The 16,381-nt window shown below is 53.8% G+C and carries 12 protein-coding genes; 4 read left to right on the plus strand and 8 right to left on the minus strand.

The genetic code is table 11. The features are described 5' to 3' along the window. Positions 1–237 precede the first annotated feature (237 nt). On the plus strand, positions 238–645 hold the full coding sequence (locus FHS90_RS15510) for a thiol-disulfide oxidoreductase DCC family protein (protein ID WP_182513714.1): 408 nt from the start codon (positions 238–240) through the stop codon (positions 643–645). 186 nt (positions 646–831) lie between these two features. Next, positions 832–2,214 carry an alanine/glycine:cation symporter family protein gene (locus FHS90_RS15515; protein ID WP_066834041.1) on the plus strand — a complete coding sequence of 461 codons (1,383 nt, stop codon included), beginning with the start codon at positions 832–834 and terminating at the stop codon, positions 2,212–2,214. An 84-nt stretch (positions 2,215–2,298) separates the two neighbouring features. Here FHS90_RS15515 and FHS90_RS15520 read toward each other — a convergent pair whose 3' ends face one another. From FHS90_RS15520 to FHS90_RS15530, 3 genes are all read right to left on the minus strand, one after another. After that, complete coding sequence (locus FHS90_RS15520) at positions 2,299–2,577, minus strand: hypothetical protein (protein ID WP_182513715.1); 279 nt, start codon at positions 2,575–2,577, stop codon at positions 2,299–2,301. Positions 2,578–2,613: 36 nt separating this feature from the next. Continuing rightward, positions 2,614–5,427: a carbamoyl-phosphate synthase large subunit gene (gene carB / locus FHS90_RS15525; protein WP_182513716.1), complete on the minus strand. Its 2,814-nt coding sequence runs from the start codon at positions 5,425–5,427 to the stop codon at positions 2,614–2,616. Between the two features lie 129 nt (positions 5,428–5,556). Further along, positions 5,557–6,273, minus strand: a complete 717-nt coding sequence (locus tag FHS90_RS15530) for a YIP1 family protein (protein WP_182513717.1) — start codon at positions 6,271–6,273, stop codon at positions 5,557–5,559. Between the two features lie 177 nt (positions 6,274–6,450). On the opposite strand from FHS90_RS15530, the gene FHS90_RS15535 reads away from it, so the two are divergent. Then, the gene (locus FHS90_RS15535) at positions 6,451–7,500 is read left to right on the plus strand and encodes a sensor histidine kinase (protein WP_182513718.1); all 1,050 of its coding nucleotides are present in this window, start codon (positions 6,451–6,453) and stop codon (positions 7,498–7,500) included. Here FHS90_RS15535 and FHS90_RS15540 read toward each other — a convergent pair. Then, a complete protein-coding gene (locus tag FHS90_RS15540) occupies positions 7,490–7,711 on the minus strand; it encodes a hypothetical protein (RefSeq protein WP_182513719.1) in 222 nt (73 codons plus the stop codon). The genes FHS90_RS15535 and FHS90_RS15540 overlap by 11 nt on opposite strands. A gap of 328 nt (positions 7,712–8,039) precedes the next feature. Between FHS90_RS15540 and FHS90_RS15545 the strand changes: the two genes are divergently transcribed. Then, positions 8,040–9,995: a PAS domain-containing sensor histidine kinase gene (locus FHS90_RS15545; protein WP_182513720.1), complete on the plus strand. Its 1,956-nt coding sequence runs from the start codon at positions 8,040–8,042 to the stop codon at positions 9,993–9,995. A gap of 76 nt (positions 9,996–10,071) precedes the next feature. On the opposite strand, the gene FHS90_RS22790 is transcribed toward FHS90_RS15545, so the two are convergent. The 4 genes from FHS90_RS22790 to FHS90_RS15565 all read right to left on the minus strand — a co-directional run bounded on the left by FHS90_RS22790 (position 10,072) and on the right by FHS90_RS15565 (position 16,220). After that, positions 10,072–13,032 (minus strand): helicase C-terminal domain-containing protein, encoded by a 2,961-nt coding sequence (locus tag FHS90_RS22790; RefSeq protein WP_182513721.1) that lies wholly within the window; start codon positions 13,030–13,032, stop codon positions 10,072–10,074. Between the two features lie 694 nt (positions 13,033–13,726). Beyond that, on the minus strand, positions 13,727–14,845 hold the full coding sequence (locus FHS90_RS15555) for an alkene reductase (protein ID WP_182513722.1): 1,119 nt from the start codon (positions 14,843–14,845) through the stop codon (positions 13,727–13,729). A gap of 59 nt (positions 14,846–14,904) precedes the next feature. Beyond that, positions 14,905–15,360, minus strand: a complete 456-nt coding sequence (locus FHS90_RS15560; protein ID WP_066834063.1) for a MarR family winged helix-turn-helix transcriptional regulator — start codon at positions 15,358–15,360, stop codon at positions 14,905–14,907. Between the two features lie 215 nt (positions 15,361–15,575). Further along, positions 15,576–16,220 carry a DsbA family protein gene (locus tag FHS90_RS15565; protein WP_182513723.1) on the minus strand — a complete coding sequence of 215 codons (645 nt, stop codon included), beginning with the start codon at positions 16,218–16,220 and terminating at the stop codon, positions 15,576–15,578. Between the last annotated feature and the right edge of the window lie 161 nt (positions 16,221–16,381).

A 16,381-nucleotide genomic window follows, 5' to 3' on the forward strand; every position in this document is an offset into this window, starting at 1 on the left:
ACAGGGCTTTCCAGCTTTGGGCCACGTTTGCTTCTGTTTTAGGGCTGTTTTTTGAAGAACAGCCCTAAAACAGAAGTACACCAGACCTGAGGGCAGGCATAAACTGACATTGCGGCAGAGGCTGCAAAAGAAAACCCAAGACAGACGCCATGCACGCCGCAAAGAGGGCTGCTCCATTGTCTAAATATCCAACTCCGGCAGTTTCTGTGCGTACCCTCTATTATTAAAGTGAGCGCCATGGCTACAGCGGTTTCTTCTTCTACAGTGCTGTTTGACGGGGTGTGCAACCTCTGCAACGGCTTTGTGCAGTTTGTCATCAACCATGACCCGGAGGGCAAGTTTACCTTTGCCTCTCTGCAGTCAGAGACGGGGCAGCAGACCTTGCGCGCCCACGGTTTCCCCACCCAGCAGTTCAGTACGGTTCTGCTCCTTGAAAACGGGAAGCTCTACTCCCGCTCCACTGCCGCGCTGCGTATTCTGCGGGGCCTGCGCGGCGGGTGGTCCTGGCTTTACGGTTTTATCCTGGTGCCCCGGTTTCTGCGCGACCCCCTCTATGACTGGGTGTCCAGGAACCGGTACCGCTGGTTTGGGCAGCAGGAAAGCTGCATGCTCCCCACCCCTGAGCTCCAGGCGAGGTTCCTGTAGGGCACCTTAGAACATCTTCATGGGGCCGGGGCAGACACGCCGTCACGGGTTCTTCGCCTCACTTTTTCCTGTTCCTCTATAGAGAAAAGGTGTTTTTGACCTGTTTTTGCCAAAACAAGCCAAAAACGTGCATTTCTTTGCCGATTTCATGCCGTAAGTTTGTATGTTTAATACAAACGAACATCTGTGGAAAAAATAGATTCCTTTCTTGCCGAAGCCAGCAGTCTGGCCTGGGGCATGCCTTTGCTGATCTTGCTCATGGGCGGCGGCCTGTTCCTGATGCTGTACTGCCGGTTTGTACCGTTCCGTCATTTGGGGCATTCACTTGAAATCCTCAGCGGAAAATATGTTGATCCCAATGCCCCGGGGCAGATCAGTCCGTTTCAGGCCATGTCTGGGGCGCTGGCGTCAACCATTGGCATGGGGAACATCAGCGGTGTGGCCGTAGGCATTGCCATGGGCGGCCCCGGTGTGCTGTTCTGGATGTGGGTGAGCGCCCTGGTGGGCATGGCTACCAAGTTCTTCACCTGTACGCTCTCTGTCATGTACCGCGGCCGCAATGAGCGCGGCGAGGTAGAGGGCGGCCCCATGTACATGGTCACTGAGGGGCTGGGCCGGAAATGGAAGCCGCTGTCCGTCCTCTTCGCCGCGGCGGGCCTGATTGGTACACTGCCGTTGTTCCAGTCAAACCAACTCACCCAGATTGTGCGCGATGTGGTACTGGTGCCCAGCGGCATGATAGGGGAAGATGCTTTTGTTGCCAACCTGTTCATGGGGCTGGCTTTGGCCTTGCCCGTGGCCATCATCATGTTTGGGGGCCTTAAGCGCATAGCCAACGTGGCCACCAAGCTGGTGCCGCTCATGGTGGTGCTTTACACGGGCTCTGTGCTGTACATTATTTTTGTCAATCTTCCGGCGGTGCCGAACATGTTTGCCATGATCTTTGAAGACGCCTTCAGCGCCGAGACCATGTTGGGAGGGGCCGTGATGCAGATCATTATCTTAGGCGCCCGCCGCGCGTCTTTCTCCAATGAGGCCGGTATTGGAACCGCCGCCATGATGCACGGTGAGTCCATGACCAATGAGCCGGTGCGCGAAGGGCTGGTGGCCATGCTGGAGCCGTTCATTGACACCATTATTGTCTGTACCATGACAGGTTTGGCCATTCTGGTAACGGGCGTCTGGCAGTCTGGTGATACCAACGGAGTCAGCATGACGGCTGCCGCCTTCAGTGAGGCCATGCCCGTAGTAGGCAAGTACCTGCTGGTGCTCTGCGTGTTCATCTTCGCGTTTACCTCTCTGTTCTCTTACTGCTACTACGGCGCCAAGTGCTTCACCTATCTGTTCGGGTTCAAGTACCGGAAGGTGTATGACTACTTCTACATCTCCACCGTGATCATTGGCGCAGTGATCACCCTGACGTCTATCATCAACCTGATTGACACCGCCTTCGCCCTGATGGCGGTCCCTACCATGGCGTGTGCGCTGTTCCTGGCGCCTAAAGTGATGGCGGCCGCGCGTGATTATTTTGGCAGAATGAAAGCAGAGCGCGAAAGGAGTATCACGTAGCAAGTAGCACGTATCAGATAGCAAGATTCGGGCTTCCGTTTTCGGGCTGTTTTTCCAAAAACAGCCCGAAAACGGAATTATTTTTTACGCTGGCGCGAGTTTAAAGACTCGTGACAAAGCGTGCGGCGAGTCTCCAGACTCGCCGGGAGCTATAAACCGGTAATACTTGCGAAATGGAGTCTGGAGACTCCACGCACCCATCGGCACGAGTCTGGAGACTCGCGCCAGAAAACGTCCTGCCGCCAGTTTGAGTGCGCCCAAACTGGCGGCAGGACGTTTTCCGTTTTTAGGCTGTTTTTCCAAAAACAGGCCAAAAACGGAAAGAGGCGGTTCCTTTATGGGAACCGCCTCTTTATAAATCATCGTGCTACGTGATACGCGCTACTTGATACTCACAGGCTACATACTCAGGTACAGGTTGCGCTCACCATAAATCTTGGTGAAGTACTCATCTTCCAGGTTGTCAATGAAGTAGATGGCCTCACCGGTTGACTTCATCTCTGGCCCCAGTTCCTTGTTCACCTCTGGGAACTTGCTGTGGGAGAACACCGGCACTTTGATCGCGTAGCCTTTCTTCACCGGGTTGAAGGTGAAATCGGTTACCTTCTTCTCGCCCAGCATCACTTTGGCGGCGTAGTTCACGTACGGCTCCTGGTAAGCTTTGGCAATGAACGGTACCGTGCGGCTGGCGCGCGGGTTGGCTTCAATGATGTACACCGTCTCGTTCTTAATGGCAAACTGGATGTTGATGAGGCCCACCGTATTCAGCGCCAGGGCGATTTTCTTCGTGTACTCCTCAATCTGGTTCATCACGTTCTCGCTCAGGTCAAACGGAGGCAGCACCGCGTACGAGTCACCGGAGTGGATACCGGCCGGTTCAATATGCTCCATCACGCCGATGATGTGCACATTCTCGCCGTCACAGATGGCATCAGCCTCGGCTTCAATGGCGCGGTCCAGGAAGTGGTCCAGGAGTACGTGGTTGCCCGGGCTGTCTTTCAGGATGTCCAGCACCTGCGCTTCCAGCTCCTTCTCATTGATGACAATCTTCATGTTCTGGCCACCCAACACGTAGCTAGGACGCACCAGCAGCGGGAACTTCAGGTCTTTGCACACTTCCAAGGCTTCCTCGGCAGAGGTTACGCTCGCGAACGGTGGGTACGGAATGTTGTTTTCCTTCAACAAAGTAGAGAAGGCGCCGCGGTCTTCGGCCAAATCAAGGCTCTCATAGGTAGTGCCCATGATCTTGATGCCGTAGCGGGTGAGTTTCTCGGCCAGTTTCAAAGCAGTCTGTCCACCCAACTGTACAATGACACCTTCTGGTTTTTCGTGCAGAATAATGTCATAGATGTGCTCCCAGAATACCGGCTCAAAGTACAGCTTGTCAGAGATGTCTGAGTCTGTAGAAACGGTCTCAGGGTTGCAGTTGATCATGATGGTCTCATAACCACACTCGCTGGCCGCCAAAACGCCGTGCACGCAGGAGTAGTCAAACTCAATGCCCTGCCCAATGCGGTTAGGACCGGAACCCAGTACCACCACTTTTTTGCGGTCAGAGACCACGCTCTCGTTCTCGCCGTCAAAGGTGCTGTAGTAGTACGGTGTCACGGCCTCAAATTCGGCGGCGCAGGTATCTACCATCTTGAACACGCGCTTGATGCCCATGCTGGTACGCTTCTCGTGCACTTCGCTTTCCTTGCAGCGCAGCAGGTACGCCAGTTGTCTATCGGCGAAGCCTTTCACTTTGGCGCTGCGCATCAAATCTGCCGGAATAGAATCAATGGTATGCTTCAGAACCTCGCGCTCAGTAAGCTCCAGCTCCTCAATCTGCTGCAGGAACCAAGGGTCAATCTTGGTCACCTTCTGAATGGTGCTGGTGGCTACGCCGAATTTCATGGCGTCTTTGATGGTGAAGAGTCTGTCCCAACTTGGATTGGCCAGGCTGTCCATGAGCTGGTCATAGTTGGTTTTCTCTTTGCCATCGGCGCCCAGGCCGTTCCGCTTAATTTCCAGGCTCTGGCAAGCTTTCTGCAGCGCCTCCTGGAAGGTACGGCCGATGCCCATCACTTCACCCACAGATTTCATCTGCAAGCCCAGTTTCTTGTTGGCACCTTTGAACTTGTCAAAGTTCCAGCGGGGTATTTTCACAATCACATAGTCCAGCGCGGGCTCAAAGAACGCCGAGGTGGTTTTGGTGATGGAGTTTTTCAGTTCGTCCAGGTTATAGCCAATGGCCAGTTTAGCGGCTACTTTGGCAATAGGATACCCGGTAGCTTTAGAAGCCAGCGCCGAAGAGCGGCTCACGCGCGGGTTAATCTCAATGGCAATGATGGTGTCATCTTCTGGGTTCACCGAGAACTGCACGTTACAGCCGCCGGCAAACTGCCCAATGCCGTTCATCATTTTAATGGCCAAATCACGCATCTGTTGGTAGATGGTGTCTGGCAGGGTCATGGCTGGGGCCACCGTGATGGAGTCACCGGTGTGGATACCCATGGGGTCAAAGTTCTCAATGGAGCAGATGATGATCACGTTGCCGATGTTGTCACGCAACAGCTCCAGCTCGTACTCTTTCCAGCCCAAAATGCTCTGCTCCACCAACACCTCATGGGTAGGGCTGGCGTGCAGACCGCGGGTCAAAGCGGCGTCAAATTCCTCTGGCGTGTTCACGAAGCCACCGCCGGTTCCCCCCAAGGTGAACGACGGACGGATCACGAGCGGGAACCCGATTTCTTGGGCAATTTCCTTGCCTTCCAGGAACGAGGTAGCCGTGTTGCCTTTGCAGACATTTACGCCCAACTCAATCATGAGCAAACGGAATTTCTCGCGGTCTTCGGTGGTTTCAATGGCTTTGATGTCTACACCAATGATTTTCACGTTGTACTTCTTCCAGATGCCGGCTTTCTCGCAGTCAATGGCCAGGTTGAGCGCGGTCTGGCCGCCCATGGTAGGCAGTACCGCATCAATCTGGTGCTTCTCCAGAATCTCAATAATCGACTTCTTCTCCAGCGGCTTCAGGTACACGTTGTCCGCGGTGATGGAGTCGGTCATGATGGTGGCGGGGTTGGAGTTGATGAGGGTGACCTCAATCCCCTCTTCGCGCAGCGAGCGGGCGGCTTGGGAGCCGGAGTAGTCAAATTCACAAGCTTGGCCAATCACAATAGGACCGGAACCAATGATCAGGACTGACTTGATGGAATTATCTTTGGGCATTAGTAAAGCGGTATGTATAAATTGCCCAAAGTTAAGGCAGAAAGTTTAGAAATTAGGGAAAAACTTGCCAAAACGGGTAAAAAAAGTTAAGGTATTCACCGCTTTCCTTCTAAGTAAGAAAAAGGGCACTTATAGAAGCACTGCAGCTACCAGGGCAATCAAGGCCACATAGGCCACAGAATAGGCAATGACAGGAATTGCCAGAAACCAGATTCTGGCCTTGTATGGATCTGCGTCTGTTACCGTAGTGACTCCCCGGTAGCTGACATACACAGAGTAGTAAGACATGAAGAGCAGCAGGGCCGTGGAGAAGGTGTCCCAGGCCGTTAAATCAGCGTACGGGTCATTGGGCTTCTCATTGATAAAGGTACAGGCCAGGCCAATCCCTAAGATGGCGGTGTTCACCACCACACTGGAATACAGATACAAACTTCTGGAGAGGCTAAGGTTAGAAGTGCCGCCCGCCCATTTCAGGCGCACGTTGTAAAACCAGCCGGCAATGTAATACCATAGCCACCCCCCAAACAGAGCGGTAAAAAGAACGGTGATCCAGTAGCCGGGCCATTCATTCAGCATGCTGCTCTCCAGGGTGCCCCTCATCTCGCTTTTCATTAATTGGGCGTCTATGCGGTCTACGCCATACCCCAACCCGTACAGCACGCTGGCCATGGCAAAGAAGTTAGCTCTGCCTTCTGGGGTGAAATGGTGGGCGAAGAAGGTTTTAGGAGCCAGAAAGAGGGTTTGCCAGAAGGCAAGGGGGCTGGCTGGCGGGCCCGTAGGAAGTTCTTCGTCATCAAGGGGGGGGAGCACGGGGCCGGGCAGTTCTGCAAAGTGTTCAGGCGGCATAGGCGGGAGGGGAAGGGGAGGCGTTCCTTCCTTGTTGAAGGTAACAAATAATCTGTGATGGTCCTGTTTTTTTGAAAACAGAAACAGAGCAATGTCTGTTATCCTTCTAAATCAATTATTCTCTGTAATTTTGGCCTCCCTCCCCCAGAAGTCTCTATTCCATTCATTTTTTAGTGCATGCAGCTCTACCGTCAGCTTTCACAGGTTGGGTTTCTGAGAACCTATTCTGTCAAGTTCCTCTTTGTGGCATTTCTGGGGATCCACATTCCGTTGATCGGGATTATCATCTTTATTACGCTGAACTCCGGGCACTCGTTCACCTCCTGGGGCATTATTGCCTACACGCTGGCGTTGACCCTGGTGGCAACCGGTATTACGCTGGTGATCCTGAACCAGCTGATCAAACCCATTCTGCTGGCCAAGGAGGCGTTGCATGGGTATTTGATCAACAAAGAGCTGCCCAGCCTGCCAGAGCAGTACACAGATGAAATAGGCGTGTTGCTGCGAGACATCCAGACCACTGTCACCTCTGTAGACAGCCTCTTGCAGGAAAAGCGGGACCTGGTCTCCATGCTGTCTCATGACCTGCGTACGCCCACCATCACCATTCTGGATGTGGTGCGGCTGCTGAAGGAGAGCCCAGAGGAGCAGGAGAGCCTGCCGCAGTATCTGGAGCAAATAAAGAACGTGGGCGAGAAGCAGCTGCAGCTTATGGACACTGTGCTCACATTGCTGAAAAATGAACAGCGCATGGAAGCCGCCATCCAGAAGAAAACCGTGGTGCTGGCCCCTATGATCAGGGGTACCATATTGCAGCTGCACCATCTCATGACCCAGAAAAAGCTGCAGATCAAACAACACGTGTCGGCCACGCTCAAGGTGAACGTAGACCCCTCCTCTTTTGAGCAGGTGCTCAGTAACCTGATGGTCAATGCCGTCAAGTTCTCCCACCCCGGCCAAACCATTTCCATTGAGGCTGAAGAAAAGGAGAACCGGCTGTTCCTGCACTTCAAAGACCAGGGAATTGGCTTTGCCCCAGATGCCAGGGAGAAAATCTTTGACCGCTTTACCCAGTTCCGGCAGTTGGGCACTGCCGGCGAAGCCACCAACGGGGTAGGGCTGTATCTCTGCCAGAAAATCATGCGCCAACACGGCGGGGCGTTGGTAGCGCACAGTGCAGGGGTGGGGCAAGGCGCCACCTTCACCATTGAACTGTCTAAAAACTAGCCAGAAAGAAGCTGTAAAGAGAATCAAGGTTTCTGTTTTTGGGCTGTTTTTCAGAAAACAGCCCGAAAACAGAAACCGGTTTTTGCCAGGTATGTTGCACAGGCTTCACTTTTTCTTTTACAAGAAAAGGTGAAGCTTTTTTGCGTTTAAACTGTTGCGTACCTACTTTGCTGAGAATTGCCTTACCGTATTTGCTTTTGGTGGTGCTCATAGGCTATCTATGCCCCGGCCAAAGCAGGCGCTAAACACTATGTAAAGACACGTTCTGGATAGGTTTTCCGCAACGAAGAGCTAAGGTTGAAGCTGGTAGGCGGGCCCAGGAAAACAGAAGTACTTCTGGCACTTCTGCCACGGGCCCTGCCAGGGCAGGAGGAACTTAGTTACAGGCCAGCCGTATTAGAAGGTTCACTCTTTACTTTACTCTGAAAAGGGTAGAGATGTGTATAGTACTAGAAAGGCATTGATTTTGCTGCCGCCGGCTCTTTGAGAGAAAAGGGCGGGCAGAGAAAAATTAACTTTTCATCGGTTTTCCTTTTTTTATGGGTTCAGAATCAGAGGTTATTTCAGCCTTTTCACAAAAAGAGCAGACAGAAAACCGGTATCAGCTGCTAATTGACAGCGTTACAGATTACGCAATATTCCTGCTGGATGAAACCGGTCACGTAGCCACCTGGAACGCGGGGGCCAGACGCATCAAGGGGTATGAGCAGGAAGAGATCATTGGCAAGCATTTCTCCTCGTTCTACACGCCAGATGCCATTGCCAGGGACTACCCGGCCTATGAGCTTAGGGAAGCCATTGCCTGGGGCCGGTTTGAAGACGAGGGCTGGCGCGTGCGCAAAGACGGCTCGGTTTTCTGGGCCAACGTCATCATCACCCCGGTATATAACGCCGCCCGCACCCTCATTGGTTTTTCTAAAGTCACCCGTGACCTGTCTGAAAGGAAGAAGGCCGAAGATGACTTGTACAAGGCGTATGAAGAGCTGAAAGACAGTGAAGAGCGGTACCGGCTACTAATAGAAGGCGTTACAGACTATGCCATCTTTATGCTGGACCCCGCCGGGCACGTGGCCACCTGGAATGCCGGAGCCAGAAGAATCAAAGGGTATGAGCCCCATGAGATCATTGGCAAGTACTTCGCTAAGTTTTACAGCAAAGACGCCGTGCTCTCCGGCTACCCTGAATACGAGCTGAAAGAGGCAAAGGCCAAAGGCCGGTTTGAAGACGAGGGCTGGCGGTACCGCAAAGACGGCACCCCTTTCTGGGCCAACGTAGTCATCACGGCCATTTACAACAAGGAGAACGAGCTGCTCGGTTTCTCAAAGATCACCCGTGACCTCACAGAGAAGAAACAGCTGGAAGAGCAGTTGTTCCGGATTCATGAAGATCTGAAAGAAAGCGAGGAGAAAACGCGCATGCTGGTAGAGAGCGTGAGAGACTACGCCATCATCATGCTCAACCCAGACGGCCTGATCTCCAGCTGGAACGCCGGGGCTGAACGCATCAAAGGCTATAAAGCCAAGGAGATCATGGGGAAACACTTCTCCGCCTTCTACTCCCGCGAGGCCGTGGCCAGTGGGTTTCCGCAGTTTGAGTTGCAGCGGGCGCTGGCAGTCGGGCGTTTTGAAGATGAAGGCTGGCGCATCAGAAAAGACGGCACCGCCTTCTGGGCCAATGTGCTCATCACCCCTATCCACAATGAAGACAAACGGCTGCTGGGCTTTGCCAAAATAACCCGTGACCTGACTGAGCGCCGCCGTAATGAGGAGCTGATGCAGAAGAACATGGAGCTGGTCCGGATCAACAATGACCTGGACAACTTTGTCTACACCGCCTCCCATGACCTCAAAGCGCCCATTGCCAATTTAGAAGGACTCCTCACGGCCCTGCAAGATGATTTAGGTACGGCAAAAGACCAGTTCAGTGGCATTCTGGGCATGATGGGGGGAGCCATCTCCACGCTAAGGAGGGTGATCACAGACTTGGCAGATGTGACCAGAATTCAGCAAGACAAAGATGAGGTGGAAAAAGTGGAACTGCATGATATTCTGGCCGAAGTCAAAGACAGCCTGCGTGATTTGATTTACGCTACCGGGGCAGAGATCATTGTAGACAAGTTAGAGTTTGAAAGTGTGAAATATTCCCGCAAGAACCTGCGCAGCATTCTCTACAACCTGGTATCTAACGCCCTTAAGTACGCACACCCGGAAAGGCCCCCTAAAATTACCATCCGCACCAGAATGGCAGAGGCGGGGGAGCAAGTGCTCTCTGTGGCTGATAATGGGCTGGGAATCCCAGAAAATCAGATTTCAAAGGTGTTTGCCATGTACAAACGCGTGCATGACCATGTAGAAGGCTCTGGTATTGGCCTGTATCTGGTGAGAAAGATCCTGGACAACTCAGGGGACAGGATCACCCTGGAAAGCAAAGAAGGTGTAGGTTCTGTCTTCTATGTGTATTTCCACCAAAGGCATTCTGCCACCACCCGCAGTTAGCGGGAAGAGGCTGTAAAAATTAGGTAAATGCGTTTTGGGGCTGTTTTTGTAAAAACAGCCCCAAAACGCATTTTGTTTACGAAGAAATCTCCCGCCGTTCCCACTCGGTGCGCAGTTTGAGCAAGGGCAGTAGCTCTTCCAGGTACCAATGCTGCAGCTCGTCGCTGGCGCGGAAGGGCGTGAGGTCTACCGGCAGTTCGTCTTTGAGGTGCTGCATGCGGGCGGTGTGCACCAGGCGGGAATCCAGCACCACAAACGCACCTTTGTCTTTTTCGCGGCGCACTAGCCGCCCGAAGCCCTGTCTCAATTTATGCTGACTGGCCGGGTAGTAGAACTTGCTCCAGAACAGGGCGCCCTCCACCTCACGGCGGTGCGCCACCAGCGGGTTCCCCAGAGACGGATTAGGCAACCGGAAAACAATCACCTGCGAGAGCGTCACCCCCGGAAAATCAACCCCCGACCACATGCGGTCCAGCCCCAGCAACACCGAGTGCTCTTCCTGCCGGAACCGCCTGATTTCCCAGAGGCTGGTGCCTTCCTGTTTGAGCAGTTCAATGTCATAGGCAGGCAGGCGGGGGTGCAGCCAGCGGTAAGCGTCTTCCATGTCGCGGCGGCTGGTGAAGAGCACCAACGTGCGGCCATTCAGCGCCACTATGCACTTGAGCAGCGTTTCCATAGAAGTCTGGAGCCAGTTCTGCTTCTGCGCCTGCGCCATTTTATGTTCATAACAGGGAATGAAGGCGGGCACCACGGCGTGCACTTTTTCCTGCTGCTCATAGTTGAACGGCGAGAGGTAGCGCACTTCCTGCTCAAACGGCTCCTGGCGGCCCAGCTGGTTTCTGAAATACTGCGTGTTGCCCGCTACGTACAGCGTAGCCGAGGTGAACAGCAGGCTAGGATACACGTGCTGCAGTTTCTCCATCTCGTCTTGCAGATAATACGGCATCTTGCACACAGCCCAGTTCTGCCCATTTTTCTCCAGCACGTGAATCCACTTGCGGGCCGGGAAGTCACTGGTGATTTTCTGGAGTGTCTCAGCAAACTCGGCGGCTTTTTCTTTGTAAGTCTCCAGACGGCTGAAGGTCTTGTCCTCAGGCTTTTTGAGGAGCTTCAGAATTCGGTCTATCTTGCCCGCTACAAACTGCACGGCGGTGAGCAGTTCCTGCAGCGCCTGCTCAATGTCAGCGCTGAATTCCCGCTTGACCCAGCGGCCTTCTTCCTGCAGAGAGATTTCCTCCTGCCACCGCTGCTCGCCCCCCGGGATAGGCAAGGCTTTAATCAGTTCGCCGCTGGCTCTGATGGTGTCACAGTCGCGGTGAATGGAGTCAATCTCGTCCAGTACCAGCAAAGAGGTTTCAGTTTCTACGTGGTGCGCCACCCGCTCTGCCACCACGGTTAAAAAGCCTTTGCGTTTTTCTGTGCCCAAAAGCGGACGCAGGAGCCGGGCTTCCAGCACGCCAATATTAAAATTCAGGCTCAGGGCGCTCCGCGCGAAGTCGGGGAACTGGTCGGCCTCGTCAATGATGCAGTGCTGAATGGTATCTGTGAGCTTGGGCGGCAGCTGCAGCAGCTTATGGTGGTTGGTCACAATGATATCGGCCGCATAGGCCTGCTCCATGTGGCGGGCGTAGGTGCACTTGGCGGGTTCCAGGCACAGCTTGGGCACGCAGACTTCCTGGGCGTTGGCCTCAGTGAGCAGGCGGTACGTATCTGGCAGAATGGCCTTGATGTTCTGCGGAATTTCCTCTACCTCGCCTTGGGTATGGTGCACGCGCAGCACCAGGTAGAGCCAGCTCAACCCTTCGCGTACGGTGCCTTTCTCCTGCACCACCAGCTCATCATATAAATCCAGCAGCGCTGATACGCACACGTAGTTGTTCTTGCCTTTCACAATGGCGGGCCGAAGGTGCGCGTGCAACCCGCCCTTGAACCGTAGCCTGGGGATTTCGCCCTGCATGACCTGTTCCTGCAGGTTTTTGGTTGCCGTGGCCACCACCACCTTGCGGCCCGGGTTCAAGCGCAGCAATTCGGCGGCAGCCATAAGGTAGCCCATGGTTTTCCCGGTGCCGGTGCCGGCCTCGGCTACAAACGTGCCTTTGGCGGTGAGGGCTTTGCTGCAGAATTGGGCGTATTGCAGCTGCGCGTACCGTTCCGGGAGGTTGTATTTCTTGTACCACGCGTGCAGCGCGTCTTGAATAAGCCCGTCAGACGCTACCGCGATGTCTACGCGGGGTTTCACCAACGGGGCTTCGGGCACGGTAGGGAGCCAGGAAGTAAAGAGCTCGCGCAGATGGAACGGCAGTACGGGTACGTTTCTGGTAGCGGGCGGCGTGAGCCAGTGCAAATCCAGCGGTTCCAATGTTTCTACGTGTTCGGCGGCGGCTTGCAGGGTGCGCCAGGCGCTTCCCATGAAGATAGAGCCTAAGTCCAGCACCTGCCGCAGCAGCTGCATGAACAGCGTGGGCTCCCCGTATTCGTTCTCCGGTGTGCTGGGAATTTTCTGCAGCAGCACCTCCAGCAGCTGGAAAAGGTGCGTGTGCAGCGCGGCCAGCGCCACGTGCAGGGGCTGGGAGGCCGGTTTTTTCTGGGCGGCGGTGGAACGGGCCACCACGTCACCTATCTCCATGAGGTTGAGGTGCGGCAGAAAGAACGAAGACAGCAGGGCCAGATCTGCGCAGACGGGCGGGGTGGCCATGCCCGCCAGCAGGTACTGCTTGAGCCACGTTTGCTCATGCCGCTCGTGAAAGAAAAAGACGTGCGTGAAATGCGCCAGATGCGCCTGCACCTCACCTTTCTGCTCCTGCCAGGTAGGGGCGCTTTTGGCCTGCTCCCTGCTGATTTTGGACAGTTGCTGCACGCTTCGGCCAAAGGCTACCTCCGGGTTGAAGAACCACTCCCGCAGCACCGCGTTCCCCTTCTGCAACGACAAGACGCCCACCTGCAGCAGCCCGTGCTTAGAGCCGTAGGCGCCGGTGGCGTATAGATGCACAATGGCAAAGTTTGGGGAGTCAGCTTTCATCAGGAGAACCTCTTTCACACGTCTGGCAGACTGCAAAGGTACTTGATGGGAAGGAATTTACCGTAAAATAGTGAAGGGTGCCGCGCTGGTTTCCAGATTCCTGTTTTCGGCCTGTTTTTGGGAAAACAGGCCGAAAACGGAAAGAGCGTTCAGAAATTAAATGGCAAGCGTTTCTCTTTGTCAACGGTTTTCTGACGATGGCGCGGAAGTTACTTTCATGATTATGAATCATACGTAAGTCACGGAAGTAACTTCCGCGCCATAGAAAATATAAAGACCGGCACTAAGGAATTCAATGAATATGATTTGCGGCCTCCAGAACAGTTAAATAAAGGAGATTATCCCTTGAGGATTACCCAAACGAGAGTTTGGGGTAGCGAGCGCAGCTCATTAAGAGGTGTGTTTGCACAGGAGAATATACATTGCTGAAAATCTACCTTTCTACGGAATTCCTGTGCCAAGATAGAGAACGCCATGTCCAGCTGGTGTAAACACCCCACTAACTCCCCCTCAAGAGGAGAATCATATGAAGCAGACGTTTTCTGCTCTATGAAACTTATGGCCAGGCCTTATGCAATTCCGGATTAATGCTAAATGAAAACCAAACCCTCCGTTTTCAGCCTCTTTTCTGAAAAACAGCCCCAAAACGAAAAAAGCCGCACAATGCGTGCGGCTCTTTTCTATATATGCAGTGGTGTGGTTGTATACCGGGTTAAGCAACATTCACTTCGGCTAAGGTGGGGTAGTCTGTGTAGCCCTTCTCGCCGGTATTGCTGTAGAACGTATTTGGGTCTGGTTGGTTGAGTGGGGCGTTCTGCGCGAATCTTTCTACCAAGTCTGGGTTCGCGATGAACGGTACGCCGTAAGCTACCAGATCAGCGTTTCCTTCTTCAATCACTTTGTTGCCTGTCTCCTGCGTAAAGCCGCCGTTGATGATGAGCGTGCCGTTGTAAAGCGGCCTGAAGTGCCTGGCTATCTCTTTGATGGCAAACGGCAGGTCGGCTACTTTTTTAGACGCCTCTGTCAGGTGCAGGTAGGCCAGGGTATAGTCGTTCAGGCGTTGCACGATGTACTCAAACGTGGGCGCGGTCTCCTCGTCAACCACAATGCCAAACTGCTGGTGCATAGACGGATTCAGGCGTACGCCCACGCGGCTCAGGTCAATTTCCTCTTTCACGGCGTCCAGCACCTCAAAGAGGAAGCGGGCGCGGTTTTCGGCGGAGCCGCCGTATTCATCTGTGCGCTGGTTAGAGCAGGTGCTGAAGAACTGGTGGAACAGGTAGCCGTTAGACGCGTGAATCTCTACGCCGTCAAAACCGGCTTTCACGGCGTTGGCAGCCGCTTTTTTGAAATCCTGCACAATGCCTTTGATTTCTTCAACCGTTAATGCGCGCGGCGTCACGGTGTCTTGGAAACCCTGCGGCGTGAAGGCTTTGTCATGGGGGTTGATAGCCGACGGCGCCACCGGCAGCTCGCCGTTGTGGAAGTCTGGGTGCGACATGCGGCCCACGTGCCACAGCTGCGCATAAATCTTTCCGCCTTTGGCGTGCACGGCCTCAGTGACCAGTTGCCAGCCGGCCACCTGCGCGTCTGTGTAAATGCCGGGCACGTTGATGTACCCAATGGCCTGCGAACTCACAGGCGTGCCCTCGGTGATGATTAACCCGGCGCTGGCGCGCTGGGCGTAGTATTCTGCTACCAGCGGCGTGGCGGCGTGTGCTTCGTTAGCAGCGCGGCTTCTGGTCATGGGGGCCATTACCAGGCGGTTTTTCAGGTCTAAAGCCCCTTTTTGCAAAGGCTGTAACAGTGGTTGGTTTGATTGAACAGTCATCGTTTTATTTTTCTTTGTTTTTACATTAGTTGTATATACAACTGTATGGGTAAAAAATTTTAGCTGCGGTCTCTGATTTTGTCCATCAGTTCGCCAATCAGCGTGGCCTCCTCTGGGTTGATTTGCTTGAACCTGGCTTCCAGGCCTTGAATAATGTTGTCAGTTTCCTTCAGCAGTTCCAGGCCCTTCTCAGTGATGATGATGTCTACCTTGCGGCGGTTCTCGCTGCACTGGCAGCGGGTCACCAGCCCTTTCTCCAGCAGTTTGTCTACCAGGCGGGTGGCGTTGGAGTCACGGTCCATCATGCGCTCCTGGATCAGGCCCAGCGTGGCGGGGTTGGGGTACTGCCCGCGCAGAATGCCCAGCACGTTGTTCTGCTGGGACGACAGCCCCAGCGGCTTCAGCTGGCAGCTGAGTTCCTTCAGGAGCCAGTTACCCGTAAACATCACATTCACGATCATGCGGTGATAGGGGCTCTTAAAGGATTTCTGCTTTAACTCGTCTTCTAATCTCATGGGCGTTCGCCGTTGTAGATGCAAATGTAAAGATAACTATTGTATATACAACAATTGTGTGGTCTTAGTTCCGCCCAAACGTAGTTTCCTTTAGGAAAGCCTTGCCCAGAACAGGCACAAGCGGCTGTAGAAGGCAAGGGTTGGGCCCCATAGGCCTGAAAAATGGGAATGCCCCTGCGTTTTGGGGCTGTTTTTCTGAAAACAGCCCCAAAACGCTATTGGGCCAGCACCTGCTCCAGCGCCGGGGTCAAGTCCTCAAACTTGGCGAAGCCGCGGGTAACCAGGTAGAGTTTATCCCCATTCTGCGCCACTATTGACGGGTAGCCCTGAATGCCCCACGCCTGCACCTGCGCAAACTCCTGCTGCGCCTTGAGGCGGTACTGGTCATCAGAGAATTTGGCTTTGAATTCGTCTGCTGTCAGGCCGGTCTCATGGCCCAGGGGTATGTAGGTTTCTACTTCGTTCAAGTCTTTGCCTTCTTTGAAATGCAGGTCCTGCACGGCTTTGGCATACTTCACCTGCTGGTCTGGCTGCTGTTCTTTCAAGATGGCCAGGGCAAGGGCGGGCGGTTCAGAGTTGGCTACGTAGGTGCCTTTGTCCAGCACGTCTTTCAGGTAGGCATCGCCCATGGTTACGCCAGAGATTTCATTGAGCCGCGGCATGGCCTGCTTGATAAAACTGGCCATGTTGCCAATGGGCCCTACGCGGTCGCCCAGGATCATGCCGCCGCTCAGCACCTCAAAATTAAATCTATCGGCGTACGCCGAATGCAGTTTCTCTATTTGCGGCCCCATGGCGAAGCACCAGCCGCAGAGCGCGTCTGAGATATAGAAAATGGTAGGCTTATTTTGTAAAGTCATGAGTTCTGAGTCTTGAGTCAAGAGTTGAACGAAAGATAGGGATAAGCGTTTTTGGCCTGTTTTCCCACAATACTTCGGACAGTTTATGCTGCGATTCTGCCGAAGTTAAGGACACAGTCTGTTTTGTCCTTGTTATTTAAGTGGCTTTTGTCAAAACCGAA

The organism is Rufibacter ruber, from assembly GCF_014138425.1.
Taxonomy (GTDB): Bacteria; Bacteroidota; Bacteroidia; order Cytophagales; family Hymenobacteraceae; genus Nibribacter; species Nibribacter ruber_C.